The following is a 26,084-nucleotide window of genomic DNA, read 5'->3' on the forward strand; positions in this document are numbered from 1 at the left end:
ATTCAGTCTCTCAGAAAAATTCAGCAGGCATTGCCATTAAGGATTTAGAGCCAGCACGCGCTTGACGTATCAACATGGCGGTCTCTGGAAGTAATTTATCAAAGTAAAAGCGCGCAGTAGCGAGCTTGGCCTGATAAAAAGGATCATTACTTGCTTTATTGGCCAAAGCAATTTTTGCCATCCGCGCAAATAAGTAGGAATAAATCAAATGGCCAACAACTCTTAAATATGGAACTGCTGCTGCACCAACTTCCTCATGATTCATCATAGCCTTCATGCCAATCTCTTTGGTCAGTTTTTCAACTTTGACTGCAATATCTGCGAGAGGGTCAATAAATTCTTGCATCTCTTTACGAACGCCTTCGTCCTCAATAAAGACCTCAATAATCTTGCCAAACTTGGTAAGTTTCTTACCCATATCTCCAAGTACTTTGCGCCCCAGTAAATCTAATGACTGAATGGTATTGGTGCCTTCATAAATCATATTGATACGGGCATCGCGAACATATTGTTCCATGCCCCATTCAGCTATATAGCCATGACCACCAAATACTTGCATGCCTTCATTGGTGGCAATAAATGCATTGTCTGTTAGGAAGGCTTTAATAATTGGGGTGAGTAGGGCAACCATTTCACCAGTTTCTTTGCGAACGCTTTCGTCAGGATGATTCAGCTCCTTATCAATCATCAGAGCCACCCAGTATGAGAAAGCTCTACCAGCTTCCGCATAAGCGCGTTGCGTTAACAGCATGCGTCGCACATCGGGGTGAACAATGATCGGATCAGCTGCTTTTTCTGGAGCCTTGGCACCAGTCAAGCTACGCATCTGCAAACGTTCTTTTGCATAGGCTGCCGAGTTTTGATAAGCCACTTCGGTTAAGCCAAGACTTTGCATGCCCACTCCAAGTCGAGCGGCATTCATCATGACAAACATGGCATTTAAACCTTTATGAGGTTCGCCAACAAGCGTGCCAATAGCGCCATCAAAATTCATGACGCAAGTAGCATTCCCATGTATGCCCATCTTATGTTCTAGGGAGCCACAGGAGACTGCATTAGCTTTGTCAATCGAACCATCAGCACCTACCTGAAACTTTGGCACAGCAAATAGAGAAATGCCTTTACTACCAATTGGAGAGTCTGGTAACCGAGCCAGCACTAAATGAACAATGTTTTCGGCTAAGTCATGTTCACCACTAGAAATAAAAATTTTAGTGCCAGTAATTGCATAAGTACCATCTACTTGTGGCTCTGCTTTTGTCTTTAATAAACCCAAATCCGTACCGCAATGGGGTTCAGTTAAACACATGGTTCCCGTCCATTGACCGGAAACCAATTTCTCTAAATATGTTTTTTTCTGCTCATCGGTACCATGTGCATGTAAACACTCATATGCTCCGTGAGATAGCCCAGGGTACATAGTCCAAGATTGATTGGCGGAGTTGAGGGTTTCATAAAGAACGGTATTAAGTAGTTGTGGCAATCCTTGACCGCCATAGGCAGGATCGCAAGAGAGGGCGGGCCAACCACCTGCCACATATAGTTCGTAGGCTTGCTTAAATCCAGTTGGAGTGGTGACAGATCCATCATCATGGCGGGTGCAACCTTCTTTATCGCCAATCTGATTAAGAGGAAACGCAATTTCACTAGCAAACTTACCAGCCTCTTCCATGATTTGATTCATCGTATCTTTATCTACGTCCTGATAGGCAGGCAGTGACGAAAACTCCTTGCTCGCATCCAGTAGTTCATGAATTACAAATTGAATATCGCGTAAGGGTGGTGTGTATTGAGGCATAGAAATTCCAGGTGTAAAGGATTATTCGAATATGACTTATAAAAATTAAGGTTTAGCGACTTGTTTAGACAAGAAAATGTCCTTAATCAACTTGTTTGCTAAGGCTAGGCTTTTAGGGTTCTGTAAAAACCTAGAGTCGTGATGGACTCCAAGTACAATGCTGTAAAGATGGAAGAGCATTTCCTGGGGGACGACTGATTTCTTCAAATGTCCCGCTGCAATAGCTTCTTTGATTGCTCGTAATAGGGCAGAGCGCCAATCTTCAACGCTTTTCACTAATTCATCACGCACAATTCCTGGTCGATCATCAAACTCCGCAGCGCCAGCAATAAAAAAGCAACTGGAAGTATTTTTACCTACGCTAATTTTTAACCAAGCATCGATCATGTGACGTAAGCGTGGTAGCCCCTTTGGTTTATTGAGGGCAGGCAAAAATACGAGTTCAGAAAAGTATTGGTAATACTTTCTAATAACTTCTATTTGAAGTTCCTCTCGAGAGCCAAAGTGCGCAAACACGCCACTTTTGCTCATCCCTACGTTTTCAGCCAAGTGACCTATGGTGATGCCTTCAAGACCCGACTTGCTAGCAATCTCAAGAGCAGCATTCAGAATCAGCAATTTGGTTGCTGAGCCTTTCTTAGATTCAACAGATAAACCTGAAAGATTTGACCTTGTATCAAGCATGGACATTAATTAATTAACTAATATTGTTGTAAAAATAATACGATCGTTCGTTTATATTACAACATTAATTGAAGTTGTAAACCTGCGTCAAGACCCTTTAATTCAAAGATTGAAGGGTGTCACCACCTAAATATTGATGCGCTGCAAAATAAATAAAGGGAAAACCCGAGATACAAAGTTAATTAGAACTATTTAAGATCAACACAGTTGTTTCAGATTATTAAAAAACTCAATACAGGAAGACATATGAAAACAGTAAAGATTAGCGCCTTGGCTTTAGCAATCGCTGGTGTATTTGCAACGAGTGTGCATGCACAGTCGGCAAAGACAAATGCTTGGGAGGGCGCGGATGTTGCGGTGAGCGTTGGCTATGGCCAGTTCACTCCTAAGATTGGCTCCATTTCCACTTCTGCCTTGAGATTTCCTGTTGCTGCTGCGGGTGGCGCCTACACTACAGCCTCATCTGGTAGCGCCACCTCTTCCGCTAATGATGTAACCACTGCAACTGCAAATATTAGTGCTGGCTACAACTGGGGTATTAATAGTAACTATGTTTTAGGTATTAGAGCTACTTATTATCCTGGTGCTAGCTCTGCTGCCTCTGGCTCTTTTACAACTTCTACAGCTGCAGTGGCATCACCAATTCCAGTGCCTGCAGGTACAACCCTTGTTACAAATCCTATAAGTTATAACGTAAAGAATTTATATAGTGTTGTTTTGACGCCTGGCTATGCTATTGATAACCAAAGGTTGGCGTATCTAAAGGTTGGCTATACCGGCTCCACGATTGGTATAAATGGACCTACATTGGCCTACTCAACAGTTAATTTATCTGGATACAGTCTCGGTGTTGGATACAAGCAGATGGTTTCGGAGTCGTTGTATGTTTTGGGTGAGTTTAATTACGCAGGCTTCTCTAATAAAACTGTGACCCTTACAAATACTTCCGGCGTAAACCTCACTGGTGCCTTCGGGGGATCTGGTATTGATTTTCTAGTTGGTCTTGGCTACCGCTTCTAATCATTGCTTCATCTTAAGTTTAAGTCAAAGCCCTCTGATCCTAGAGGGCTTTTTCTTTTCGACTTAATGTGTCGCCGTGTATAGAATGAGTCTTACAGAATTAATAATCTGATTACAAATATAAATAGATTGAGACTGGACATAAATCATGGTTAATCCTTCAAAACCCTGGTTAAAAAACTATCCAGAGGGCGTGCCTCATGATGTAGATATCTCCGGCTATAACTCTTTATTGGATATGTTCGAAGAAGCTTTTCAGCGATTTCCAAATCGTCGTGCATGCGAGTATTTGGATAAGTTCTTAAATTATCGCGACCTCGATCAGCATTCAAAACACTTTGCTTCATATCTTCAAAGTTTAGGTTTAGAGCCTGGTTCTCGAGTTGCCATCATGCTGCCAAACGTTTTGCAATTTCAGATTGCAATGATTGGTGTGCTACGCGCTGGATATGTTGTTGTCAATGTCAATCCGCTCTATACCGCTCGTGAGTTAGAGTATCAATTAAAAGATAGCGGGGCATCAGCCCTTGTTATATTGGAAAACTTTGCGCATGTTTATCAGCAAATTGCTAACAGCGTTCCATTAAAAAAGACTATTGTCACCTCAATGGGGGAGATGATTGGACTTAAGGGTTCCATAGTTAATTTTGTAGTTCGGAATATCAAAAAGCTTGTGCCTGCATGGGAATTACCAGGACATCTTACTTTTATGGAAGCATTAACTGAGGGTAGCAAGCATCGCTGGAATAAGCCAAATACCACTCTGAATGACATTGCGTTCTTACAATATACCGGTGGTACTACTGGCTTATCTAAAGGTGCCATACTCCTGCATCGAAATATTCTCTCTAATGTTATTCAGACAGAGCTATGGCTGGAGCCTGGATTAAAGCGTAAGCATGTAGATCAACTGGTTTTCTTGTGTGCCTTACCCCTGTATCACATCTTTGCTTTAACGGCTTGCGCAGTATTAGGTATGCGTAAAGGTGGCTTACTTGTTTTAGTGCCCAATCCGCGCGACTTTGATGGATTTATTAAGCTTCTTAAAAAGCATCCAGACATTAATATTTTCCCAGGGGTTAATACTTTATTTAATGCATTGCTTCACAAGCCAGAATTTGCCAACGTGAAGTTTCCAAATATATTGGCGACGATCGGCGGTGGTATGGCAATGCAAAAAGTCGTAGCAGATCTATGGCAAGAAAAGACTGGTGCGCCGATTGCAGAAGGATATGGCCTCTCAGAGACATCTCCCGTTGCTTGTGTAAATTCCCCGCTAATTGAGAGATTCACGGGGTACATTGGTTTACCAGTTCCAGGAACCGAAGTGTTGATTTTGAATGATGATGGCATTGAAGTTCCATTCGGCACTCCTGGTGAAATCTGTATTCGGGGTCCACAAGTAATGGCGGGTTATTGGAATAAGCCAGAAGAATCCAAGAACGTGATGACTGCTGATGGCTTCTTCAAGTCAGGAGATATCGGCATCATGAACTCCGATGGTTTTACAAAGATTGTTGACCGCAAAAAGGATATGGTGCTGGTTTCTGGATTCAATGTGTACCCCAATGAGGTGGAAGAAGTGTTATCACTGATTCCAGGTGTGTTGGAATGTGCCGTGATTGGTGTGCCGGATGAAGATTCAGGTGAAGCAGTCAAGGCCTTCATAGTGAAAGAGGATCCTTCTTTAACTGAAGAAGATATCTTGGCATTCTGCAGAGAAAATCTTACGAACTACAAACGTCCAAAACATATTGTTTTCCGCGCTGATTTACCAAAGACAAACGTTGGCAAGATCTTAAGGCGTGAGTTAAGAAATCTATGAGTCATATTCCTAAAATACTGCAAAATCTTCGTTTGCCAATTATCTCGGCACCCATGTTTACGGTGAGCTATCCTGAACTTGTAATCGCCCAATGTAAGGCAGGAATTGTTGGCTCTTTTCCTGCTCTCAATGCTAGGCCGCAAGAGTTGCTAGATGACTGGCTAAGTCAAATTCAGAGCGAGCTTACGCAATTTCAGAAAGATAATCCTAATTTCAAAGTTGGGCCAATTGCTGTCAACCAGATAGTCCATGTGTCTAACACTCGTCTGGAGCGGGACATGCATACCTGTGTAAAACATCGCATTCCGATTTACATCACCAGTTTGCGAGCACCAGTTAAAGAAATCATTGATGCTGTTCATAGTTACGGTGGTATTGTTTTGCACGATGTCATCAGTCTGCGTCATGCGGAAAAAGCCTTGGAAGCTGGTGTTGATGGATTAATTTTGGTGGCAGCAGGAGCTGGTGGACACGCTGGTGCATTGTCTCCTTTTGCTTTGGTCGGAGAGGTCAGAAAGATTTACCAAGGGCCACTGGTTCTATCTGGCGCTATTTCCACAGGAGATGCTGTTTTAGCTGCTCAGGCAATGGGAGCGGACTTTGCCTATATGGGAACCCGATTTATTGCTAGTCAAGAAGCGCATGCTAGTGAGCAATATAAGCAGGCTATTGTTTCTTCTCAGGCGGCCGATATTGTCTATACCGATCATTTCACGGGTATACATGGCAATTACATCAAGCAAAGCATCTTGAATGCTGGTCTAGACCCAGCAAATCTGCCGGAAGGAGACCCTCAAGCCTTTGCCAAGCTGTCGCAAGCGAATAAGGATAGTGGTGCCAAAGCTTGGAAAGATATTTGGGGTGCAGGTCAGGGCGTGGGATTGGTTGGCGATATTCCGAGCGTAGCGCAGATTGTTGATCGCCTTGAACTTGAATACCGAGCCGCTAAGGCGCGACTCCTGAACTAAAATCATCCCCATTCTTTCTAAATTGGTAGAGATACAATCGTGATGGTTTGGCTTCGTTCCTTGTTGTTTTATTTGTTCGGTTTTACTTCTGTCACTATTTTTGCAACGGCAATTATTTTGGCAATTCCATTTACGAGTATTCGCACTCGCTACAACATGGGGGTGTGTTGGTGTCGCCTAATCCAAAGAGTTTTATCTTTACTTTGCGGCATTCATTCTCAAATCAAGGGTTTGGATAACATTCCTCAAAATCCCAATAAACAACTGATTATTCTTGGTAAGCACCAATCTGCATGGGAAACGTTTGTCTATCCGAGTATTTTTCCAAAAGAGCTGTGCTTTGTATTTAAAAGAGAACTCCTCTATGTTCCTTTCTTTGGATGGGCCTTAGCCTCTTTGCGTATGATTCATATCAATCGCGGTGATCGCGAGAAGGCTAGGGAGGCAGTTTCCGCCCAAGGGAAGCAAGTGTTAAAAGAGGGCAGATGGATTGCCATTTTTCCAGAAGGCACGCGTACCCCTCGTGGTTCATTTAGACCCTACCGTAAAGGCGGCGTGCGTCTTGCAATTAGTACTCAAACCGATATTTTGCCGGTGGCCCAGAACTCTGGCGCAATTTGGCCCAGAAAAACCTTTCTAAAACGCCCTGGACTAATCACACTTTCTATTGGGCCAGTTATATCTGTAAAAGGAAAATCAGAAGAGCAACTGCAAGAAGAGGTAGAGGCTTGGATTGAAGGCGAAATGCGAATCATTGATGCACCAGCCTACGTAAATTAACTTCTAAAGTTGCTTGGCTTAGCTTTTCTTGAGCTTCTTGCGTATGTATAGGGTCTTGGTGATGCGTGCCACGACATCTTCTGTTTTATCTTTGACCTCGACTACAAAATCTTTTAGAACTTTATCGCCTGATTCTGCGGCATTAATAATTGCATCAATTTGTTCCTGGTTGATCTCAAAGACCGCATGAACACTCCCTTTGCCAGGCTTAAGAAATTCTATGTGGGCTGCTTGATCCCAAACAATATAGCCCTTTCCAAGGTTTTGAGACACCATCATCATGAAGAAGGGGTCAGTCATCGCAAAAAGACTGCCTCCAAAGTGGACGCCAAGAATATTTCGGTTGAGGTAGCCGTTCTTGAGGCGAACCTTTGCATGTCGAAAATCCTTAGAAATCTTTTCAACGGTGATGCCTGCGCCTAAAAACGGAGGCCATAAATTCATACCCCTGCGGAGCAAACTTGCGTTAATCACGTTGAATCTCTATTTCTATTTCGATTGCGGAGTCTTACCTACAATTTTTGCGGCCCTAAGAAAATCAAAGTCTACGCCTTGATCTGCTTGAGTGACAGTATCTAAAAAGAGTTTTTTATAACCTCGCTCGGCGGTAGGTGAGGTGATGGGGTTGTCTTTCATGCGCTGCGCTAATTCTGCATCAGAAATTAGTAAGCTAATTTCACGATTTTTTACGCTCAAACGAATGCGGTCGCCATTGCGTACCTGAGCTAATGGTCCTCCAATTGCTGATTCAGGGGTCACGTGCAACACAATCGTGCCAAAGGCAGTGCCACTCATGCGACCATCAGAGATGCGAACAATATCTTTCACGCCAGCACGGGCTAACTTCATGGGGATGGGGATATAGCCAGCCTCTGGCATACCAGGGGCACCTTTAGGGCCGATATTTTTAAGAACCAAAATATCGTCCGCTGTGACATCTAAATCGGGACTGTCAATGCGATTGGCTAAATCGGCAGCATCTTCAAAAACAACGGCACGACCTTCATGTTCCATGAGCTTTTCATTGGCAGCAGACTGTTTAATAATCGCACCACCGGGCGCTAGATTGCCGTGAAGTACGGCAATACTGCCACGTGGGTAGATTGGATCATTAAACTTGCGCACGACATCTTGTTTAAAGCTAGGTGGTCCTGCATCAATTTCCTCGCCAAGCGTTCTACCGCTGACTGTCATTGCATTTAGTTTTAGTAAAGGTTTAAGCTCACGAAGCAGGGTAGTCATACCACCCGCATCATGAAAGTTTTCCATATAGTGATCGCCTGATGGCTTTAGATCAACCAATACGGGCGTTTCATCACCCATTTTGTCTAATGCATCCAAATCAATCTCAAGACCCATGCGCCCAGCGATAGCAGCTAAATGCACAATCCCATTGGTTGATCCACCAATCGCAAGTAGCACACGCATTGCATTCTCAAAAGCGTCAGCTGTTAGCACCTTATCGATAGTTAAACCTTCTTTAGCCATCTTGACAGCACAAGTTCCAGTTTCTTCTGCAATGCGAATGCGATCAGCAGTTACTGCGGGTGGAGATGCACCACCAGGGACGGTCATGCCTAATGCTTCAGAGATACAAGCCATGGTGCTGGCCGTTCCCATCACAGAGCAGGTACCCACACTGGCAACCAATTGATCGTTGACTTCATCTTTTTCGACCTCATCGATCTCGCCAGCGCGGAACTTGCCCCAATATCTACGACAGTCGGTACATGCGCCAACGCGCTCAGAACGGTGTGATCCAGTCAACATGGAGCCAGTAATTAACTGTATAGCTGGTAAACCAGCAGAGGCAGCGCCCATCATTTGTGCTGGTACTGTTTTATCGCAACCACCAATCATGACAACTGCATCCATTGGCTGCGCGCGCAACATTTCTTCAGTATCCATGGACATTAAGTTGCGCAAATACATGCTAGTTGGTGCGGCAAAACTCTCATGAATAGATATGGTGGGGAACTCCATTGGTAAACCGCCAGCCAACATCACGCCGCGTTTTACAGCCTCTAACAGCTGCGGCATGTTTCCATGGCAGGGGTTATAGGCACTGCCAGTATTAATAATGCCAATGACGGGGCGATCCAGAGCGCTATTGGTATAGCCGGCACCTTTAATAAAGGCTTTTCGCAAAAATAAAGAGAAGCCCTTATCTCCGTAGCTGGTTAAGCCTTTGCGTAAACCGCTTTCTGGTGGATCTTTAGGTTTATTACTCATCACAGTCTCATCTGTTAATTATTATTGTTTTGCCCGTTTGACCTAGCAAAGCCACCGAGCAAATATATTTAGCCTATTGTATCTATTGAGCAGTTCATTCACCTAGAGACCGCCACCCCAGCGATATTGCCAAGAAAGGACTATCGCATCATAGCTATTGTTGGTACGGGAGTAGACGCCAGTAGTGCCGGATAAGCGAATTGAATTGTGTTTATTGATTGGGTATGACATGGTGCCACCAAATCGCCAATTTTCCTGAGCGCCATTATTGGGTACCCCATTAATAAATGCTTGCCCCCCTATGTAATAGGTGGCATCGGCAGATATCCAGGCATTGTTCTGAAAGTAATAAATCACGTGACCTTCAGTTGAGTAGATGGGATTTTGAGAAAGGGTATTGCTACCCATAAAGCTGGTGTTGTTGGTATAGATCGTAGCCATGCCAGCAAGCTCTAAACGCCATGGACCAATCGCTTGAGACGCGCCAATACCCGGTTTTATTAATGAACGATTGCCACCTACATTGACTATTTGATTATTGTTGTACTTTCCCCAAGGGAGGGTAGCGGCAATACTTGCGCCAATAATCAAATCTTGCTTGTAGGATTTAAATTCTTCTTCAGATAACGCAGGAGCTCCATACAAATTAGCGGAAAACTTAATGACAGGATCTGACAAACCTTCAGCGGAGGCATTCAGATTTTGCAATCCTAAATTTTTAGTAGTGGAGAGCTGAGAATAGGGGAGTAATACAGAGACCCTGCCGGATTGACCGGCAACATCAATAATGCGTGTAAAGCTCAATGACTCAGAAGTGAGGTGATAGGAACCACTATTGGCCTGAGCAATACCACCAGTTAAAAAGTTATAGCCGATGGGTGCGTTTGAATAAGCACGTGCTTCAATTTCTTGGGCATAAGCTTGCTGGCTAATAAAACCAAGCAAACATAGCCAAAAAATTTTCACGAGGAGCAATTACTTTTTGTCGCCAAATAAGATTGCCAAAGTGGCATTGGTTCCTAGGGTAATGTTGACGCCTAGAAAAATTAAGTAAGGCCAAATAATGAGCCAGTAGAGGATGCTCATAGCAAATACCCGCAGGGGGTCGGCTTGACCAAATGCTGTCATAGAGATGAGAAACTCTTTGCCATTAATCACGCCACGAACACCAGCTTCTAAATAATTCAACGCAATTACCACAAGAATATAAACAATAGATTCAAATATTAGCGAGAAGACAACGCCATGATTCTTATCAATCTTGATTGGGTGAACCGCTAACGCAATCAACATAAATTTAGCGCACAGAGCAGCTTTGATGAAAGCAAAGCCGAAGATGGATAGTGGGATAGGGCGCTCATCAAGTGCTGTTGCTGCAAAAAAAGCTAGGGAGCAAAACCAAATGCCAAGATAAATCGACAATGCAAAGGCTTCTTTAGCTTCTTTTTTAATTTTCTGCTTGAAGCTTAAAGATTCTGAATGTGTGGTGTTATTGGTCATTAAGTCGATCTGATCATGGATTAAAGATTATTCGCCACAAGAAGAGCAGGCACTCTCTTCGGCTTTTGCTGGTTCTTGGGTGTAGCGTGCAATAAATGCATGCTTGTTTTTAATGGGCAGTTCAAGCCAAACAAAATGACCAGAACCAGGCGCCACATCAATGAGTTCGCCATTCATATTCCACATTCTTTCAAGCACGATATCTTGATTGCCATGGGGTTCAATGATTTCAAGTGTGTCACCAACTGCGAATCGATTTTTAACATCCACTTTCACGCGACCGGTAGCGTCATCAACATCCAATGTTTCTCCAACATACAGACTTCTACCTGACAGCGAGTGTCCACGCATATAAAGTTGGTATTCTTTGTCGTGATGGCGCTCATAAAAACCATCGGTGTATCCGCGATTGGCTAAGCCTTCTAGGTTACCAAGTAGGGCGGTGTTAAAAGGTCTGCCATTAACGGCATCATCAATTGCAGAACGATAAGCTTGAACAGTACGAGACACGTAATAGGGTGATTTGGTACGCCCCTCAATCTTGAAAGAATCCACACCCATCTTTGTCAGGCGTTCGATATGTTCAATCGCTCTGAGATCTTTCGAATTCATGATGTAGGTGCCGTGCTCATCTTCTTCCATGGGCATAAGATCATCAGGACGACGCGCTTCTTGAAGAAGAACAACATCACCACTTGTATTTTGTTGTCCAGGTTTTACTTTGTAGTCCCAGCGGCATGCATTTGTACAAGCGCCTTGATTGGAATCACGATGTGACATGTAGCCAGATAACAAGCACCGACCCGAATAGGCAATACAGAGAGCGCCGTGCACAAAGACTTCCAGCTCCATCTCAGGACAGTCTTGGCGAACCTCTTCGATTTCATCAAAGGAAAGTTCGCGCGACAAAATAACGCGACTGATTCCAACAGAGCGCCAAAATTTTGCAGAAGCGCCATTAACAGTATTAGCTTGAACCGATAAATGAATAGGCATATCCGGCCAGGCTTCACGCGCCATCATGATGAGCCCAGGATCAGACATGATGAGAGCATCAGGTCCGAGCGCAACTACGGGCGACATGTCTTTGATATAGGTGCGAGTTTTTGCACCATGCGGTAATAAATTAGATACTAAATAAAATTTTTTACCTAATTCGTGAGCGGTATCAATACCTTGCTTAAGCACTTCGATCTTGCCAAAGTCATTATTACGAACACGCAAAGAATAACGCGGTTGCCCTGCATAAATGGCATCTGCTCCGAAATCAAATGCGGTACGAAGCATATTTAGGCTACCAGCAGGAGCCAAAAGTTCAGGAATTTTTGTCATAACCGCTATTTTAGTGCGCTTCAGTCAAATGTTGCTTAGCGATAGCAAGGTTGCCAAAACGGCATTTTCAAGGGTTTGGATGGCTAAATTGATGCCCAAAACAAAACCCCCAGCCTTTAAATACTGCTTATTTAAGGAGTGGGGGTTTTAAAAGTCAGGTATAGCTTGCGATTTCTACCAAATGATCCAATAGCCAGTATCCCATTCTGCTTGTGTGATGTAACCGCTATTGTCTTTATCGAGAATCGTAAATTCTTGATCGGTCATGCCGGCCTTCAGGGCTTCTGCCTTGCTAATTTTTTTATCACCATCACTATCTAAGGCTGCAATCGAATTGTTTTGCGATCTATATACATCGAGTTCTGTAATGCTAATTTCACCGTTTTTATCTTTATCAATTTTGATAAAGACGGCTTGAGGCATGCCAGCCTTCATGGCTTCGTCTTTAGTTATTTTTTTATCATTATTTGGATCTAATTTTGATAAAGAGGTGATTTTAGGGGTTGTTGTTTGTGCAAATCCAATAGCAGGAATAAGTGCCATTGCTACCAAAATGCAATTGATTACCTTCATCGTAATGTCTCCTAATTTATGGATGATGACGTCTTTAAAATTTATTATTGATTGTTTATCCGGTCTGTTTCGGACCTTTGATAAAACTATACCTTATCTAGGGATGATTTTTCAGGCTACTCAATTTGATGGCTTGATGTAGTTGCAGGGTAGATCGATCTTGTTGTTTCTGGGTCAAGCATTCCTTTTATTTAAAGGTTTGATGAGGTTTACAAGTCGCTCGATTGACGTTAACGTTAAGTTAAATAAATTGTGAGATTCTGTATGAGCAGACCCAAAACCACTAAAAATTCATCAAAATTTACTATTGCGGATTTAGCTAATGAGTTCGACGTTACACATAGAGCAATCCGTTTTTATGAAGATCAGGGTCTTCTGTCGCCAGTGCGAGAGGGTAAGAATGCTCAAGTCAGAATGTATTCCGGAGCAGATCGAACCCGATTACGACTGATATTGAGGGGAAAGAGGCTGGGCTTCTCCTTAGCTGAAATCAAAGAAATTTTAGATATCAACCTTTACAACAAGCCTGGCGGTTCAATTTTGCAGCTTGAGCGGTTTATCGGAACATTGGCTAAGCATCGAGAAGCATTAGAGCGGCAAATGGAAGACCTCAATGACCAATTAAATGAATTGGCTTCCCATGAACTGGAGTGCAAGAGATTGCTTCAGGATAAGAAGCAGACCTAATTTTTACTATCGTTTTCCCTAATTTTTTATATATTTTCATAAGTTATTGATTTATTTGAATATATTTTAATAACCTAAGTCTTTTATTAGTTGACGTTAACGTAAACGTAAAGTAAATTCTTGCTATTAGCACATGGGGTGATGAATGGGTACGCTGACAGAGAAACGAAGGGCAGAAATTGAAGAAAGTTTTGCTAAGCAAGGTCTGATGACTACATTTCAAGGAAATATTGATTCTCTTGATTATGGAAAGTTGGAAATTTCTATGCCGTATTCAGACTCAGTCTCTCAGCAGCATCAATTTTTTCATGGCGGGGCAATTGGTGCATTAGCAGATACTGCTTGTGGTTATGCAGCAATTAGTGTGATCGGTGACGATGAGGCGGCACTGACAGCCGAATACAAAATTAATTTGCTAGCACCAGCCGATGGCAATAGATTAATTGCGGTTGGCAGCATTATTAAATCAGGACGTACCTTGATTGTTTGTCAAGGAGACGTATTCATTGAAAAGCAGGGCAAGCGAAAGTTATGCGCAGTTATGCTCATGACAATGTGCGTTGTCAAAAATCTTGGTCATAAGTAATAAAGGAAGATTCATGAGCGATATACCAGGTATTAATTTCTATTTAGGCGATGAAATTGACTCTTTGCGCGATGCGGTTAATACCTATGCGCAGGCAGAAATAGCACCATTTGCGCAAGAGATTGATCGCAGCGATCAATTTCCAATGGATCAATGGAAAAAGATGGGCGATCTAGGGGTCTTAGGAATTACTGTTTCTGAAGAGTATGGCGGAGCCAATATGGGTTATCTAGCCCACATGGTTGCCTTAGAGGAAATCTCCAGAGCTTCTGCCTCAGTTGGATTGTCATATGGTGCGCACTCTAATTTATGTGTAAATCAAATTCATCGTAATGGCACCGCAACGCAAAAAGAAAAATATTTACCAAAGTTGGTCTCTGGCGACTATATCGGCGCGCTTGCAATGAGTGAGCCAAATGCTGGTTCGGATGTAGTAAGTATGAAGCTCTCGGCAGTAGAGAAGGATGGATATTACCTTTTGAACGGTACCAAGATGTGGATTACCAATGGTCCAGATTGTGATGTCTTGGTGGTATATGCCAAGACGGATCCTCAAGCTGGACCAAAAGGTATTACCGCCTTTATTGTAGAAAAAGGTATGCCTGGTTTCTCGGTGGCGCAAAAGCTCGATAAATTAGGAATGCGCGGATCGCATACGGGTGAACTAGTTTTTGAGAATGTCAAAGTCCCTGCTGAAAATATTCTAGGAGAGCTAAATGGCGGCGTTAAGGTCTTGATGAGCGGTCTTGATTATGAGAGAGCCGTTTTAGCCGCCGGTCCATTAGGGATTATGCAGGCCTGCATGGATGCCGTTGTTCCTTACATTCATGATCGCAAGCAATTTGGTCAATCTATCGGTGAATTTCAGTTGATTCAAGGCAAAGTTGCAGATATGTATACGACATTGCAGGCATGTCGCGCATATTGCTATTCTGTTGGTAAGCAGTTAGATGCCTTGGGAGCACAGCATGCGCGTCAAGTGAGAAAAGATGCTGCAGGCGTCATACTGTATACCGCTGAAAAAGCTACATGGATGGCTGGCGAAGCAATTCAAATTTTTGGCGGCAATGGATATGTGAATGAATATCCAGTTGGTCGACTATGGCGTGATGCCAAGTTGTATGAAATTGGTGCAGGTACTTCAGAGATTCGCAGAATGTTGATTGGCCGTGAATTATTTGCGGAAACGATGTAAGGAAAGGCCAATTCCATGCCAAAACTTGAGACCAAATTAAATACGCGTAGCCCTGAATTTGCTGCCAATGCCCAGTTGATGCAATCCATAGTGGATGATCTAAAAAGCAAGGTCAGTAAAGTTGCTAATGGCGGTGGAGAGGCAGCCCGAAAAAAGCATACGGATCGGGAAAAATTGTTGCCCCGTGATCGTGTTCACTTGCTGCTTGATCCTGGAACTCCATTTCTAGAGTTTTCTCAATTGGCGGCTTATGGAATGTACACAGAAAAATCTGGTGAAGATGCCGCCCCAGGCGCGGGACTCATTACAGGTATTGGTTCCGTAGCTGGACAAGAATGCGTGATCATTTGCAACGATGCCACCGTAAAGGGAGGTACATACTTCCCGATGACGGTGAAGAAACATTTGCGCGCACAAGAGATAGCCGATCAAAATCATTTGCCATGTATCTATTTGGTGGATTCAGGCGGCGCTAATTTGCCAAATCAAGACGAAGTATTTGCTGATAGAGATCACTTTGGCAGAATTTTTTTCAATCAGGCAAATATGTCTGCAAAAGGAATTCCACAAATAGCGGTTGTGATGGGCTCATGCACTGCGGGTGGCGCTTATGTTCCTGCTATGAGTGATGAAAGCATCATCGTGAAAGATCAAGGAACAATATTTTTGGCGGGCCCTCCGCTAGTAAAGGCGGCGACTGGAGAGATAGTGAGTGCTGAAGACTTGGGTGGTGCGGATGTGCATACTCGACTGTCTGGGGTTGCTGATCATTTCGCACAAGATGATGCCCATGCTTTGGGAATTGCTCGTAATGTCGTAGCAAATTTAAATCGCAAGAAACCTGAACCACTAGTGCGTCGTTCATCGGTGCCGCCACTTTACTCTGGCGATGAACTGTATGGCGTCATTCCAAGCGATACGCGTAAGCCGTACGACGTTCGAGAAGTCATTGCTCGTTTAGTTGATGGATCAGAATTTGATGAGTTCAAGGCGCGCTTTGGCACAACCTTGGTTACTGGATTTGCTCATATTGATGGTTATCCAGTTGGCATTATTGCTAACAACGGGATTTTGTTTTCTGAGAGCGCCTTAAAAGGTGCTCACTTTATTGAGTTATGTTGTCAAAGAAAAATCCCCTTGGTTTTTCTACAAAATATTACTGGTTTTATGGTTGGTCGCAAGTATGAGAATGAAGGTATTGCCCGCAATGGCGCCAAAATGGTTACGGCCGTTGCTACAGCTCAGGTACCCAAATTCACCGTAATTATTGGCGGTTCATTTGGCGCTGGTAATTATGGGATGTGCGGAAGGGCTTATAGTCCGCGAATGTTATGGATGTGGCCAAATGCACGCATTTCAGTAATGGGTGGTGAGCAAGCGGCTAGTGTTCTTGCAACCGTACGTCGTGATGGCATAGAAAGCAAAGGTGGGTCATGGAGTGCTGAAGAGGAGGCTGCATTTAAGGCGCCCCTTAGAGAGCAATATGAAACTCAAGGTCATCCATATTACGCAAGTGCTAGATTATGGGATGACGGTGTAATTGATCCAAAAGATACTAGAAAAGTTCTTAGTCTAGCGATTTCAGCTAGCTTAAATGCGCCTATACCTGATACTAAATTTGGTCTATTCCGGATGTAATACGTGAATCATCTGAAAATATAAAGCGACTGAATACATGAACCCTTCGTATACAACCATTCAATTAAAAATTGAAAGCCGTATTGCTACCGTCACCTTAGACCGCCCAGCAGTTAGAAATGCATTTAATGAAGTTTTAATTTCCGAATTAACTTCAGCATTTGCTGATTTATCGGTGCGCAAAAATGTTGAGGTGATTGTGTTGGCGGCTTATGGCAAGAGCTTTTGCGCTGGCGCAGACCTTGCTTGGATGAAGGCAATGGCAGGTTACACCTATCAGGAGAATATTGCTGATGCCCAATTGCTCGCTGAGATGTTGGAGGGTATCTACCGTTGTCCTAAACCTGTTATCGCAAGGGTTCATGGTGACGCGTATGGTGGTGGAGTGGGTTTAGTGGCGGTGTGCGATATCGTTGTTGCTAGCGAAGAACTTCACTTTTGCTTTTCAGAGGCTAGACTGGGATTGCTTCCCGCAACTATCAGTCCATATGTCATTAAGGCATTGGGCGAGCAAGCCTGTAGACGTTACTTTATTACCGCAGAAAGATTTTCCGCGGCAGAGGCGCATCGATTAGGATTTGTGCATGTCCTGAGTCAGGCTGCAAATTTAGATGTAGCTGTTGAGCAAATATGTCATTCCATACTTCAAAATGGACCCTTGGCTGTTGTGGCTTGCAAAAAATTGGTTCAAGACTACGCATCCAAGTCAATTGATTCATCAGTCATTCAAGATTCCGTGAAGAGAATTGCAGAAATTCGTTGCAGTGATGAAGCACAACATCGCATGAAATTATTCTTGGAGAAAAATTAAGTGTTCAATAAGATCTTGATTGCAAATCGAGGTGAAATAGCTTGCCGCATTGCTAAAACTTGTAGGCGTCTTGGCATTAAAACTGTGGCCGTATATTCAGACGCTGATGCAGATGCATTACATGTTCAGGCCTGCGATGAGGCATTTTATATCGGCGGTTCAGCTCCTAAAGAGAGCTATCTTTTGGGTGAAAAGATTATTCAAATCGCTATAGCCTCTGGCGCCCAGGCCATTCATCCTGGATATGGCTTTCTATCAGAAAATGCCGATTTTGCTGAGGCCTGCCAAAATGCAGGCCTAGTATTTATTGGACCACTTGCACAATCTATCAGAGCAATGGGCTCAAAATCAGCTGCTAAAACTTTGATGGAAAATGCCCAAGTACCTCTGGTGCCTGGATACCATGGTGATGAGCAGGATCCTGATTTCTTAAAAGCAAAGGCAGATGAAATTGGATATCCAGTGCTTTTAAAAGCTTCTGCTGGAGGTGGCGGCAAAGGCATGAGAATTGTTCAAGATGCAGCTTCTTTTATCGATGCCCTAGATTCTTGCAAACGTGAAGCTCAAAATAGTTTTGGCGATCAAAAGGTATTGGTTGAAAAGTATTTAGGGCGTCCTAGGCATATTGAAATCCAAGTTTTTGCTGACAAGCTAGGAAATTGTGTTTACTTATTTGATCGGGATTGCTCAGTGCAGCGCCGTCATCAAAAGGTTTTAGAAGAGGCTCCAGCACCTAAGGTTAGTCCTGAGATTAAACGTGCGATGGGTGAGGCTGCCGTGAATGCTGCCAAAGCTGTGGCATACGAAGGCGCTGGAACTGTTGAATTCATTGCCGAGGCAGATCAAGAGGGTAATGCAGGCCATTTCTTCTTTATGGAAATGAATACTCGACTTCAGGTCGAGCACCCAGTAACTGAAATGGTGAGCGGTCAAGATCTGGTTGAATGGCAACTGCGAGTTGCATCTGGAGAAAGATTGCCTTTATTGCAAGATCAAATTCAATTAAATGGGCATGCCATTGAGGCGCGAATTTATGCAGAGAACCCAGAAAATCAATTTCTTCCTTCTACGGGTAAGTTGTTGGCTCTTGAGATGCCCGAGGAGGTGCAGCATGAGGTTCGAATTGATACGGGGGTAAGAGCTGGTGATGTAATTAGCCCTTACTATGACCCGATGATCGCCAAGCTGATTGTTTGGGGGCAGAATCGTGAAACTGCGGTTTCCAAAATGAGGGTAGCTTTAGAGCAGGTTCGGATTGTTGGTTTATCTACCAATGTGGCTTTTTTAGGTCGCCTTTTAAGATGTGAGCCTTTTTGTAGCGCGAATCTGGATACTGGACTGATTGGACGAGATGAAGAATTTTTATTGCATAAAGATACTCAGGTTGATATCGAGAGCTTAGCCTTTTTATTGGCTTGTCGTCTAAATGAGGAAGTGAATGTTGCCTCTTATGTTGGGAGTGAGATGGCATCTCCATGGCGGCTCCAAGATGGATGGCGTATGAATGGTGTTCTTCTTAGAGAATTTGCTTTCTTTTTAGAGGGTCAGCCATCACAGGCGCATATTGTTCAGTACTGCTATCAAACACAAATCCTTTCTTTCGCTGGTAAAACTGTTCATTTTTCTTACAGGAACGATGGAACATCTTTTTATATAACCATTGACGGACACAAACATTCAGCAGGTGTTATTAAAAATACGAGCAATCCAGTTATATTGCATTTATTTAGAAATGGCAGACATCAGATATGGAATTATCAAGATCCTCTTGAGCATTCTCATGTTGAAGAGGGGGCTTCTGGCAAGTTAACTGCGCCAATGCCAGGCAAAGTAATTAGCATTCAAATAAAAGTTGGAGATAAGGTAAAGGTAGGTGATCCTTTAATTGTTGTGGAAGCCATGAAAATGGAGCACACAATTACAGCGCCTATTGATGGTGAAGTAGGAGAAATTAATTATGCGCAAGGTGATCAGGTTAACGAAGGTGATCAATTGATTATTTTTAAATCTACAGATGCTTGATATAGACATATATGAAATCTAAAGTAAATCTACCTAAGAAAGTCAAGATAGTTGAAGTAGGTCCTCGTGATGGCTTGCAGAATGAAAAGTTATTTGTTGATAACGATATCAAGATTGCCTTGATCGATCGGTTAACGTCAGCCGGTTTTATTAATATTGAAGTTGCAGCATTTGTGTCTCCTAAATGGGTGCCTCAGATGGCTGGTAGCGATATAGTGATGAACGGAATTAGTCGTAAACCCGGCACCTTATATTCAGTACTAGTTCCCAATTTGCAGGGATTTGAAAAGGCTATTGAGGCAAGGACAGATGAAATAGTTATCTTTGGCGCGGCATCTGAGACCTTTTCACAAAAAAATATTAACTGCAGTATTGAGGAGTCTATAGCCCGTTTTATTCCTGTTGTGCAAGCCGCTAAATCTGCAGGCATTCGTGTTAGAGGAAGTGTATCTTGCGCTTTGGGATGTCCCTATGAGGGCGAGATTGATCCCAAAAAAGTCGTTGAGGTAGTACAAAGAATGGCTAATTTGGGTTGCGATGAGATCGACATTGCCGATACCATTGGTGTTGGAACGCCAAATAAAGTGAAGACTGTTTTCGAGCAAACTGGAAAAGTATTTTCGATTGAGCGACTCTCAGGACATTTTCATGATACCTATGGGCAGTCCTTGGCAAATATCTACGCAGCTTTGGAAATGGGCGTCAGTATTTTTCACTCTGCCGTAGCTGGCCTAGGAGGTTGTCCTTACGCAAAGGGCGCCACTGGGAATGTTGCTACGGAAGACGTACTTTACCTTATGGCAGGTTTGGGAATTGAAACCGGCATTGATTTTGAAAAGGTCGCCCTTAGCGGAGAATTTATTTCAAATGCTTTAAATCGGCCTAATGGCTCTAAGGCAGGTAAAGCGTACCTATCAAAAATCAACAACGCGCAATAAAGATTAGGCGTAAGTTCTTTTATCCTCTATCAACTTTCCATCAGTTGGTAGAGTATCGCTGTTTTCAAATTGAACTTTAGCGCGTAATTTCGTAACATCTCTTGTCGATTGAGTAATTGCAGTACAAAGTGCGTCTAAGTCGCATTGCGTGCCATTTTTAAGTTCGCAATGCATTGTCATCTCTTCGCTGCCAATATTACCGCTCACAATAACGCGTGCTTTGTTTATTTCAGGATGTTTTCTGATGATTTCTTGCACTTGACCAGGGTGAACAAACATTCCTTTTATTTTGGTGGTTTGATCTGCTCGACCAAGCCATCCCTTGATGCGAAGATTAGTTCTGCCACATGGTGATGGGCTTGATAAGGATTCAGGGTCGATGGCAGATAGATCGCCGGTCCCAAAGCGAATAAGGGGGTAGTCTTGATCGAAGACGGTAATGACGACTTCTCCTGTTTCACCAATGGGAAGTGGTTTGCTTCCATTGGGCTCCACAATTTCTAAAATAATGTCTTCGTCAATAATCATGCCACTTGCAAGTTCTGGGGACTCATAGGCGATAAGACCCACATCTGCGGTGGCATATGTAGAGGTTACTAGAATTCCACGTGATTTGAACCAAGCGCGCATACTAGGCGTGAGCGCTTCTCCGGAGACTACGGCTTTTGAAATACTGCTTGAGTCCAACCCAAGTTCATCAGCTTTTTCAAGAATAATCTTAAGAAAAGAGGGTGTTCCTGTATAAGCCGTAGGTTTTAGTTGCGCAATCGTTTGTGCTTGCAATTCTGTTTGTCCAACACCTGCCGGAAAAACACAGCAACCCAAGGCATGAGCGCCGCCTTCAAGCATCCATGCGCCTGGAGTGAAGTGGTAAGAAAAAGTATTGTGTACTAGATCACCCGCTTTAAAGCCAGCTGCGCGTAATGCTCTAGCAAGTCTAAAGGTGTCAATTCCCGAACCTTGAGGTTCATGTATTGGCCCTGGCGATTGAAAAATTCGTTTAAGTTGGTGCAGGGGAGTGCTACACATTCCTCCAAAAGGGGCCAACTTTTTTTGTTCGACGCTGAGTTCTGATTTTCTAGTTACCGGCAGCTCCGCCAGCGCTTCTCTAGAAGTAACTTTAGCAGGGTCAATATTTGCAAAAATACGACCAAAATATTCAGTAGTATTTTTGGCATGTGCAACTTGAGTAGAGAGCTTTTGTAATAAGGCTTTCTCTCTTTCTGTTTGCTGACGTATTTCGAGCTGATCTATTAGCATATGATGTTTTATGAGAGCCAACGTTTGCGTCGACGATAAGATTTAACATCCTTAAAGGACTTGCGCTCGGCCTCGTCATCAGCGGCAACTCCTAAGTAGAACTCTTTTACATCTTCATTGTTTCGCAAGTCTTCGGCGGCGCCATCCATTACTACACGACCATTTTCAAGAATATAGCCGTAGTCACTGTACTTAAGGGCTACCATGGTATTTTGTTCGGCCAACAAAAAACTTACTTCTTCACGTTTATTTAAATCTTTTACGATCTCAAATACTTCTTCTACGATCTGCGGTGCTAGTCCCATAGATGGTTCATCCAACAAAATCATTTCAGGCTTTGCCATCATTGCGCGTCCAATGGCACACATTTGCTGTTCTCCGCCAGAGGTATACGCAGCCTGTGACTTTCTGCGAACTTTTAGACGAGGAAAATATTCATAGATTTTTTCTAATTCTTGTTTTACTTCAGCATTGCTGATTTTGCGAGTGTAAGCACCAGTCAGCAGGTTGTCTTCGATAGATAGGTGAGCAAAGCAATGCCTTCCTTCCATCACTTGAATAACTCCCCGCGTGACTAGTTTGTTTGGTGATAGCTTATCAACTCGTTCATTCTTGTACTGAATGCTACCTTTTGTGACATCTCCTCTTTCCGCGCCCAATAAATTAGAGATCGCTTTGAGGGTAGTGGATTTTCCAGCGCCATTTGCCCCCAAAAGAGCAACAATTTTTCCTTTTGGCACCTCGAGGGAAACCCCTTTAAGAACCAAAATGACGTGATCGTAGATCACTTCTATATTGTTTACGGAAAGTAGAGAAGTCATATCGGTATTAAGCTAAATTAGTTCTTCATGCATGTAGGAGTGATGTTCTTCTCTTTTGCATAATCACGAGCAGAGGCCTTAAACAATGGGTGAATTAAGGACTTGTTGCCCTCGATCCAATCAGAAATGATTACCCACTTTGTTCCATCCCATTGTTGAATCTTGATCTTTCCAGATCCTTCATGGTTTTCGCAAGAGGTTTTAATTTCAGGTAACAGTCCAGTTGCGCCCAAAGCTTTTAGCTGCGCATCAGTAATGTTGAGATTTTCAAAAGCCCAACGCATCTGTTCGCCAGTTGCTGGTTTTCCTTTGCCGTATTTGTTTTGGGCAAGACGGGTCGCTTCAACGGTAACAATTGCCGCAGATACACCACGGTTGTAGAGAATGGTGCCAATTTTGTTTTTGTCTGAGAAGTTGCCTTTGCCAGCGCCATAAACCACTTTTTCAATATCAGCAATTACAGGAACATTCTTGCCAGACACGTTCCATGTAGCGCTCATATAGCCTTTAGCAGCATCTCCAGCGGGTACCACGTCTTCTTCAGAGCCTGCCCACCATGAGCCAATAATCTTATCTCTTGGATAGCCAACTTTTTGTGCTGCTTTAAGCGCTGTTTGATTCATTACGCCCCAGCCCCAGAAAATCACATAGTCAGGATTTTCTTCACGGATTTTTAACCACTGGGCACCTTGTTCATTGCCAGGATGGGCAACTGGAATTTCAGTGAGCTTAAAGCGATTAATTTTGCTTTCTGCTTGTAAGGCAACGAGAGGCTCTTTGCCGTATGCGGAGTCATGGTACAAAAATACAATTTTTTTGCCACTTAAAGAACCACCATTCTTCTGTGCCAAGAACTTCACAATGGCTGATGCTTGCATCTGGTAGGTTGTAACTAGTGGGAATGCATAAGGGAACACTGATCCATCAACCGCGTCAGTGCGACCATAGCCCATCATAATTAATGGAACTTTGTCGTTCTGTGTCTTATCCAAAATGGCATAAGAAATACCAGTAGACATCACATGAATAGCTGTTCCTTTAGATGCGCCAGCTTTTCCTTTGAGGCGCTCATAGCACTCTACGCCCTTGGCGTTGTTGTACTCGGTTTCGCATTCTTCCCAAGAAAACTTGACGCCATTTACACCGCCATCTTTCATGTTGACATAGGTTAGGTAGTCAATAAAACCACCATAGAATGCTTGTCCATTTTGTCCATAAGGACCAACGCGAAAGCTTGGAAGACCAACAAACTGATCGTCAGCTTGCGCTTGCAAAGGATAAATACTACATAACGAGGCAATGACTGCAAATATTGCCCCGAAGATTGAGGATTTAATGCGTTTCATATTGATATCTCCTTGGTAATGCATGGTGAGTGTTGCTTACTTCTAAATAAGTACTACTTAATGTGGGAATGGCCAAAGTCTGAGCTTTTCTTTGGTGATTTGCCAAAGTCGGGCTAAGCCATGGGGTTCTACGATTAAAAAGAAAATGATTAGTGAGCCAAAAACCATCAACTGGATATGAGATACAACCGAGTTTGGAAGCGGTAAATGAAGTAATTTCGACACAAAGGGAAGCACAATATCCAAAAATATTGGGAGTAGCAATATGAATGCGGCTCCCAAGAAATTACCCAAGATGCTACCAACGCCACCAATGATGACCATAAATAAGATCTTGAATGACATCTCTAATGAAAATCCATCTGGCTCTACTGATCCAAGATAGCAATAGGCATAAAGGGCGCCTGCAATACCGCAGTAAAAAGAACTGATCGCAAAAGCTAGCAGTTTGGTTTTCATTAGAGGGATGCCAATCACTTCTGCGGCGACGTCCATATCGCGAACCGCCATCCAAGACCTGCCAGTCGAAGATCGCACTAGATTTTTGCCCAATAAGGCCAGTCCAGAAACAATCACGAGAACTAACAGATATTTAGAAACGGGGGTATCAAATGCAAAACCGAAGAGTGTGAGTGTTTGTGCGCTAATTACGCCAGAAGAGCTATTGTTGGAGAACCAGGGAAATTTAGTCAGGCACCATACAACAAAAAATTGAGCTGCTAATGTTGCCACTGCCAAATAAAAGCCCTTAATGCGTAAAGAGGGCAATCCAAACAAAATGCCAACAGCAGCTGCACTCAAGCCACCTAGTATGAATGACAAGATAAATGGGATGCCTTCAATGCGTAATTGAAAGTTGTAAGTAGCATATGCGCCAACTGCCATGAATGCGGCTGACCCCAATGAGAGTTGTCCAGCGTAACCCGTTAAGAAATTTAGTCCTAAAGCAGCCAATGAAAAAATTAAGAACGGAATCAAAATTGCATTAATCCAATATTCACTAGCAAATATTGGAATACCTATTGCAGCAATAGCAATCAAGATGGTCATGCCGATTCTGTCTTGCAGAATTGGGAATATTTGACTATCGGATTTGTAGGTGGTCTTAAATTGACCGGCTTCACGGTAGAGCATGCTGATTCCTTAAACGCGATCAATATGTTTTTCGCCAAACAAACCTTCGGGCCTGACGAGTAAGAATAGTAGGGCAAAGATATATGGAAACCATCCCTCAATGCCGCCAAAGTTTCCGCCAAAAGCATCTTGCAATACTGGTGGAATATAAATTTCAGCAAGTTTCTCGGATACACCAATAATGATGCCGCCTACAATGGCTCCAGGGACTGAGGTAAAGCCTCCTAGAATTAAAACAGGAAGGGCTTTAAGTGCTGTCAGGGATAGCGCAAATTGCACGCCATTACGAGAACCCCAAAGTAAGCCAGCTACTAGGGCTACAAATCCAGCGATCGCCCAAACAATTGCCCAAATATTTTCCAATGGAATGCCCAGCGATAAAGCCGCTTGGTGGTCATCGGCAACGGCACGTAATGCGCGACCAACTTTAGTAAATTGAAATAGAAGTGCCAACAAGATTACCAATAAAATGATGATTCCAGAGGAAAACAAGTCGAGCTTAGAAATGCCAATTCCTGTGAGATCCATCACGCTTTGAATGGGTTCATCAACAATTCCTAAGTTGATTGGACGGACCTCATTACCAAACAAGATCGGAGATAGCCCGTCTAGAAAGAAGCTCAAGCCAATCGTGGCCATAAAAAGAGTAATAGGGGGTTGATTTACTAATTTGCCAAGAACAAATTTTTCAGTGCAAATACCCACAATTACCATGAATGCAAATGCGGCAATGATGGCAAGCCACATTGGAAGGCCGTAGTCTATGAATCCAACAACTGCTAAAGCAGCTGAATAGACCATTGCTCCTTGCGCGAAGTTCAAAACGCCTGATGCCTTAAAGATTAAGACAAAGCCCAATGCCACGAGCGAATACATCAGGCCCGATAGGATGCCACTGATAACGATTTCGATAAAAAATTGCATTTCTTATTCC

24 protein-coding genes are annotated in these 26,084 nt (G+C 43.2%); 11 read left to right on the plus strand and 13 right to left on the minus strand.

All coding sequences use genetic code 11. From position 1 onward, the window contains the following. Positions 1 to 10 precede the first annotated feature (10 nt). Together FD973_RS05010 and FD973_RS05015 are read right to left on the minus strand one after the other, a co-directional pair. Positions 11 to 1,798: an acyl-CoA dehydrogenase C-terminal domain-containing protein gene (locus FD973_RS05010; RefSeq protein ID WP_215324522.1), complete on the minus strand. Its 1,788-nt coding sequence runs from the start codon at positions 1,796 to 1,798 to the stop codon at positions 11 to 13. A gap of 45 nt (positions 1,799 to 1,843) precedes the next feature. Further along, on the minus strand, positions 1,844 to 2,482 hold the full coding sequence (locus tag FD973_RS05015) for a TetR/AcrR family transcriptional regulator (RefSeq protein WP_215324523.1): 639 nt from the start codon (positions 2,480 to 2,482) through the stop codon (positions 1,844 to 1,846). Between the two features lie 246 nt (positions 2,483 to 2,728). Between FD973_RS05015 and FD973_RS05020 the strand changes: the two genes are divergently transcribed. The 4 genes from FD973_RS05020 (at position 2,729) to FD973_RS05035 (ending at position 7,075) form a co-directional block, all read left to right on the plus strand. Next, positions 2,729 to 3,502, plus strand: a complete 774-nt coding sequence (locus FD973_RS05020) for an outer membrane protein (RefSeq protein WP_215324524.1) — start codon at positions 2,729 to 2,731, stop codon at positions 3,500 to 3,502. Positions 3,503 to 3,650: 148 nt separating this feature from the next. Continuing rightward, on the plus strand, positions 3,651 to 5,327 hold the full coding sequence (locus tag FD973_RS05025; RefSeq protein ID WP_215324525.1) for a long-chain-fatty-acid--CoA ligase: 1,677 nt from the start codon (positions 3,651 to 3,653) through the stop codon (positions 5,325 to 5,327). Then, a complete protein-coding gene (locus FD973_RS05030) occupies positions 5,324 to 6,295 on the plus strand; it encodes a nitronate monooxygenase family protein (RefSeq protein ID WP_215324526.1) in 972 nt (323 codons plus the stop codon). Before FD973_RS05025 ends, FD973_RS05030 begins: the two co-directional genes overlap by 4 nt. A 42-nt stretch (positions 6,296 to 6,337) precedes the next feature. Further along, positions 6,338 to 7,075 carry a 1-acyl-sn-glycerol-3-phosphate acyltransferase gene (locus FD973_RS05035; RefSeq protein WP_215324527.1) on the plus strand — a complete coding sequence of 246 codons (738 nt, stop codon included), beginning with the start codon at positions 6,338 to 6,340 and terminating at the stop codon, positions 7,073 to 7,075. A gap of 18 nt (positions 7,076 to 7,093) precedes the next feature. Here FD973_RS05035 and FD973_RS05040 read toward each other — a convergent pair whose 3' ends face one another. The 6 genes from FD973_RS05040 to FD973_RS05065 all read right to left on the minus strand — a co-directional run bounded on the left by FD973_RS05040 (position 7,094) and on the right by FD973_RS05065 (position 12,682). Continuing rightward, entirely contained in the window at positions 7,094 to 7,519 is a 426-nt protein-coding gene (locus tag FD973_RS05040; RefSeq protein ID WP_215324528.1) for a DUF4442 domain-containing protein, read from the minus strand. Positions 7,520 to 7,564: 45 nt separating this feature from the next. After that, on the minus strand, positions 7,565 to 9,307 hold the full coding sequence (locus FD973_RS05045; protein WP_215324529.1) for an IlvD/Edd family dehydratase: 1,743 nt from the start codon (positions 9,305 to 9,307) through the stop codon (positions 7,565 to 7,567). Between the two features lie 102 nt (positions 9,308 to 9,409). Continuing rightward, a complete protein-coding gene (locus tag FD973_RS05050) occupies positions 9,410 to 10,273 on the minus strand; it encodes a transporter (RefSeq protein WP_215324530.1) in 864 nt (287 codons plus the stop codon). Between the two features lie 9 nt (positions 10,274 to 10,282). Continuing rightward, the gene (locus tag FD973_RS05055) at positions 10,283 to 10,807 is read right to left on the minus strand and encodes a hypothetical protein (RefSeq protein WP_215324531.1); all 525 of its coding nucleotides are present in this window, start codon (positions 10,805 to 10,807) and stop codon (positions 10,283 to 10,285) included. A gap of 27 nt (positions 10,808 to 10,834) precedes the next feature. Next, positions 10,835 to 12,139 (minus strand): U32 family peptidase, encoded by a 1,305-nt coding sequence (locus tag FD973_RS05060; RefSeq protein ID WP_215324532.1) that lies wholly within the window; start codon positions 12,137 to 12,139, stop codon positions 10,835 to 10,837. A gap of 174 nt (positions 12,140 to 12,313) precedes the next feature. Continuing rightward, positions 12,314 to 12,682, minus strand: coding sequence for an EF-hand domain-containing protein (locus FD973_RS05065; RefSeq protein WP_215324533.1), 369 nt, complete (start codon positions 12,680 to 12,682; stop codon positions 12,314 to 12,316). Positions 12,683 to 12,976: 294 nt separating this feature from the next. Between FD973_RS05065 and FD973_RS05070 the strand changes: the two genes are divergently transcribed. The 7 genes from FD973_RS05070 (at position 12,977) to FD973_RS05100 (ending at position 20,589) form a co-directional block, all read left to right on the plus strand. Then, entirely contained in the window at positions 12,977 to 13,399 is a 423-nt protein-coding gene (locus tag FD973_RS05070) for a MerR family DNA-binding transcriptional regulator (protein WP_215324534.1), read from the plus strand. Positions 13,400 to 13,544: 145 nt separating this feature from the next. Continuing rightward, on the plus strand, positions 13,545 to 13,985 hold the full coding sequence (locus tag FD973_RS05075) for a PaaI family thioesterase (protein ID WP_215324535.1): 441 nt from the start codon (positions 13,545 to 13,547) through the stop codon (positions 13,983 to 13,985). Between the two features lie 13 nt (positions 13,986 to 13,998). Next, positions 13,999 to 15,180: an isovaleryl-CoA dehydrogenase gene (locus FD973_RS05080; RefSeq protein WP_215324536.1), complete on the plus strand. Its 1,182-nt coding sequence runs from the start codon at positions 13,999 to 14,001 to the stop codon at positions 15,178 to 15,180. 15 nt (positions 15,181 to 15,195) lie between these two features. Beyond that, positions 15,196 to 16,818 (plus strand): carboxyl transferase domain-containing protein, encoded by a 1,623-nt coding sequence (locus tag FD973_RS05085; protein ID WP_215324537.1) that lies wholly within the window; start codon positions 15,196 to 15,198, stop codon positions 16,816 to 16,818. 37 nt (positions 16,819 to 16,855) lie between these two features. Beyond that, positions 16,856 to 17,629: an enoyl-CoA hydratase/isomerase family protein gene (locus tag FD973_RS05090; protein WP_215324538.1), complete on the plus strand. Its 774-nt coding sequence runs from the start codon at positions 16,856 to 16,858 to the stop codon at positions 17,627 to 17,629. Continuing rightward, entirely contained in the window at positions 17,630 to 19,651 is a 2,022-nt protein-coding gene (locus tag FD973_RS05095; protein ID WP_215324539.1) for an acetyl/propionyl/methylcrotonyl-CoA carboxylase subunit alpha, read from the plus strand. A gap of 11 nt (positions 19,652 to 19,662) precedes the next feature. Then, on the plus strand, positions 19,663 to 20,589 hold the full coding sequence (locus FD973_RS05100; protein WP_215324540.1) for a hydroxymethylglutaryl-CoA lyase: 927 nt from the start codon (positions 19,663 to 19,665) through the stop codon (positions 20,587 to 20,589). A 3-nt stretch (positions 20,590 to 20,592) separates the two neighbouring features. On the opposite strand, the gene FD973_RS05105 is transcribed toward FD973_RS05100, so the two are convergent. Genes FD973_RS05105 through FD973_RS05125 form a run of 5 tightly spaced genes read right to left on the minus strand, consistent with a single transcriptional unit; the run spans position 20,593 to position 26,074 of the window. Then, positions 20,593 to 21,849 (minus strand): phenylacetate--CoA ligase family protein, encoded by a 1,257-nt coding sequence (locus FD973_RS05105; RefSeq protein WP_215324541.1) that lies wholly within the window; start codon positions 21,847 to 21,849, stop codon positions 20,593 to 20,595. A gap of 8 nt (positions 21,850 to 21,857) precedes the next feature. Continuing rightward, positions 21,858 to 22,670, minus strand: coding sequence for an ABC transporter ATP-binding protein (locus tag FD973_RS05110; protein WP_215324542.1), 813 nt, complete (start codon positions 22,668 to 22,670; stop codon positions 21,858 to 21,860). 17 nt (positions 22,671 to 22,687) lie between these two features. Further along, positions 22,688 to 24,016 carry an ABC transporter substrate-binding protein gene (locus tag FD973_RS05115; RefSeq protein WP_215324543.1) on the minus strand — a complete coding sequence of 443 codons (1,329 nt, stop codon included), beginning with the start codon at positions 24,014 to 24,016 and terminating at the stop codon, positions 22,688 to 22,690. Between the two features lie 57 nt (positions 24,017 to 24,073). Further along, positions 24,074 to 25,150: a branched-chain amino acid ABC transporter permease gene (locus tag FD973_RS05120; RefSeq protein WP_215324544.1), complete on the minus strand. Its 1,077-nt coding sequence runs from the start codon at positions 25,148 to 25,150 to the stop codon at positions 24,074 to 24,076. 9 nt (positions 25,151 to 25,159) lie between these two features. Then, a complete protein-coding gene (locus FD973_RS05125) occupies positions 25,160 to 26,074 on the minus strand; it encodes a branched-chain amino acid ABC transporter permease (protein WP_215324545.1) in 915 nt (304 codons plus the stop codon). Positions 26,075 to 26,084: the final 10 nt, after the last annotated feature.

The organism is Polynucleobacter sp. MWH-Braz-FAM2G, from assembly GCF_018687635.1.
Lineage (GTDB): Bacteria > Pseudomonadota > Gammaproteobacteria > Burkholderiales > Burkholderiaceae > Polynucleobacter.

Bases quoted from the DNA above. Each gene is read 5' to 3' on its own strand.
- FD973_RS05055 (WP_215324531.1), bottom strand. From the start codon at position 10,807: ATGACCAATAACACCACACATTCAGAATCTTTAAGCTTCAAGCAGAAA.
- FD973_RS05090 (WP_215324538.1), top strand. From the start codon at position 16,856: ATGAACCCTTCGTATACAACCATTCAATTAAAAATTGAAAGCCGTATT.
- FD973_RS05065 (WP_215324533.1), bottom strand. From the start codon at position 12,682: ATGGCACTTATTCCTGCTATTGGATTTGCACAAACAACAACCCCTAAA.
- FD973_RS05080 (WP_215324536.1), top strand. From the start codon at position 13,999: ATGAGCGATATACCAGGTATTAATTTCTATTTAGGCGATGAAATTGAC.
- FD973_RS05020 (WP_215324524.1), top strand. From the start codon at position 2,729: ATGAAAACAGTAAAGATTAGCGCCTTGGCTTTAGCAATCGCTGGTGTA.
- FD973_RS05030 (WP_215324526.1), top strand. From the start codon at position 5,324: ATGAGTCATATTCCTAAAATACTGCAAAATCTTCGTTTGCCAATTATC.
- FD973_RS05060 (WP_215324532.1), bottom strand. From the start codon at position 12,139: ATGACAAAAATTCCTGAACTTTTGGCTCCTGCTGGTAGCCTAAATATG.
- FD973_RS05085 (WP_215324537.1), top strand. From the start codon at position 15,196: ATGCCAAAACTTGAGACCAAATTAAATACGCGTAGCCCTGAATTTGCT.
- FD973_RS05040 (WP_215324528.1), bottom strand. From the start codon at position 7,519: ATGAATTTATGGCCTCCGTTTTTAGGCGCAGGCATCACCGTTGAAAAG.
- FD973_RS05025 (WP_215324525.1), top strand. From the start codon at position 3,651: ATGGTTAATCCTTCAAAACCCTGGTTAAAAAACTATCCAGAGGGCGTG.
- FD973_RS05015 (WP_215324523.1), bottom strand. From the start codon at position 2,482: ATGCTTGATACAAGGTCAAATCTTTCAGGTTTATCTGTTGAATCTAAG.
- FD973_RS05120 (WP_215324544.1), bottom strand. From the start codon at position 25,150: ATGCTCTACCGTGAAGCCGGTCAATTTAAGACCACCTACAAATCCGAT.
- FD973_RS05105 (WP_215324541.1), bottom strand. From the start codon at position 21,849: ATGCTAATAGATCAGCTCGAAATACGTCAGCAAACAGAAAGAGAGAAA.
- FD973_RS05125 (WP_215324545.1), bottom strand. From the start codon at position 26,074: ATGCAATTTTTTATCGAAATCGTTATCAGTGGCATCCTATCGGGCCTG.
- FD973_RS05045 (WP_215324529.1), bottom strand. From the start codon at position 9,307: ATGAGTAATAAACCTAAAGATCCACCAGAAAGCGGTTTACGCAAAGGC.
- FD973_RS05110 (WP_215324542.1), bottom strand. From the start codon at position 22,670: ATGACTTCTCTACTTTCCGTAAACAATATAGAAGTGATCTACGATCAC.
- FD973_RS05100 (WP_215324540.1), top strand. From the start codon at position 19,663: ATGAAATCTAAAGTAAATCTACCTAAGAAAGTCAAGATAGTTGAAGTA.
- FD973_RS05070 (WP_215324534.1), top strand. From the start codon at position 12,977: ATGAGCAGACCCAAAACCACTAAAAATTCATCAAAATTTACTATTGCG.
- FD973_RS05115 (WP_215324543.1), bottom strand. From the start codon at position 24,016: ATGAAACGCATTAAATCCTCAATCTTCGGGGCAATATTTGCAGTCATT.
- FD973_RS05010 (WP_215324522.1), bottom strand. From the start codon at position 1,798: ATGCCTCAATACACACCACCCTTACGCGATATTCAATTTGTAATTCAT.
- FD973_RS05035 (WP_215324527.1), top strand. From the start codon at position 6,338: ATGGTTTGGCTTCGTTCCTTGTTGTTTTATTTGTTCGGTTTTACTTCT.
- FD973_RS05075 (WP_215324535.1), top strand. From the start codon at position 13,545: ATGGGTACGCTGACAGAGAAACGAAGGGCAGAAATTGAAGAAAGTTTT.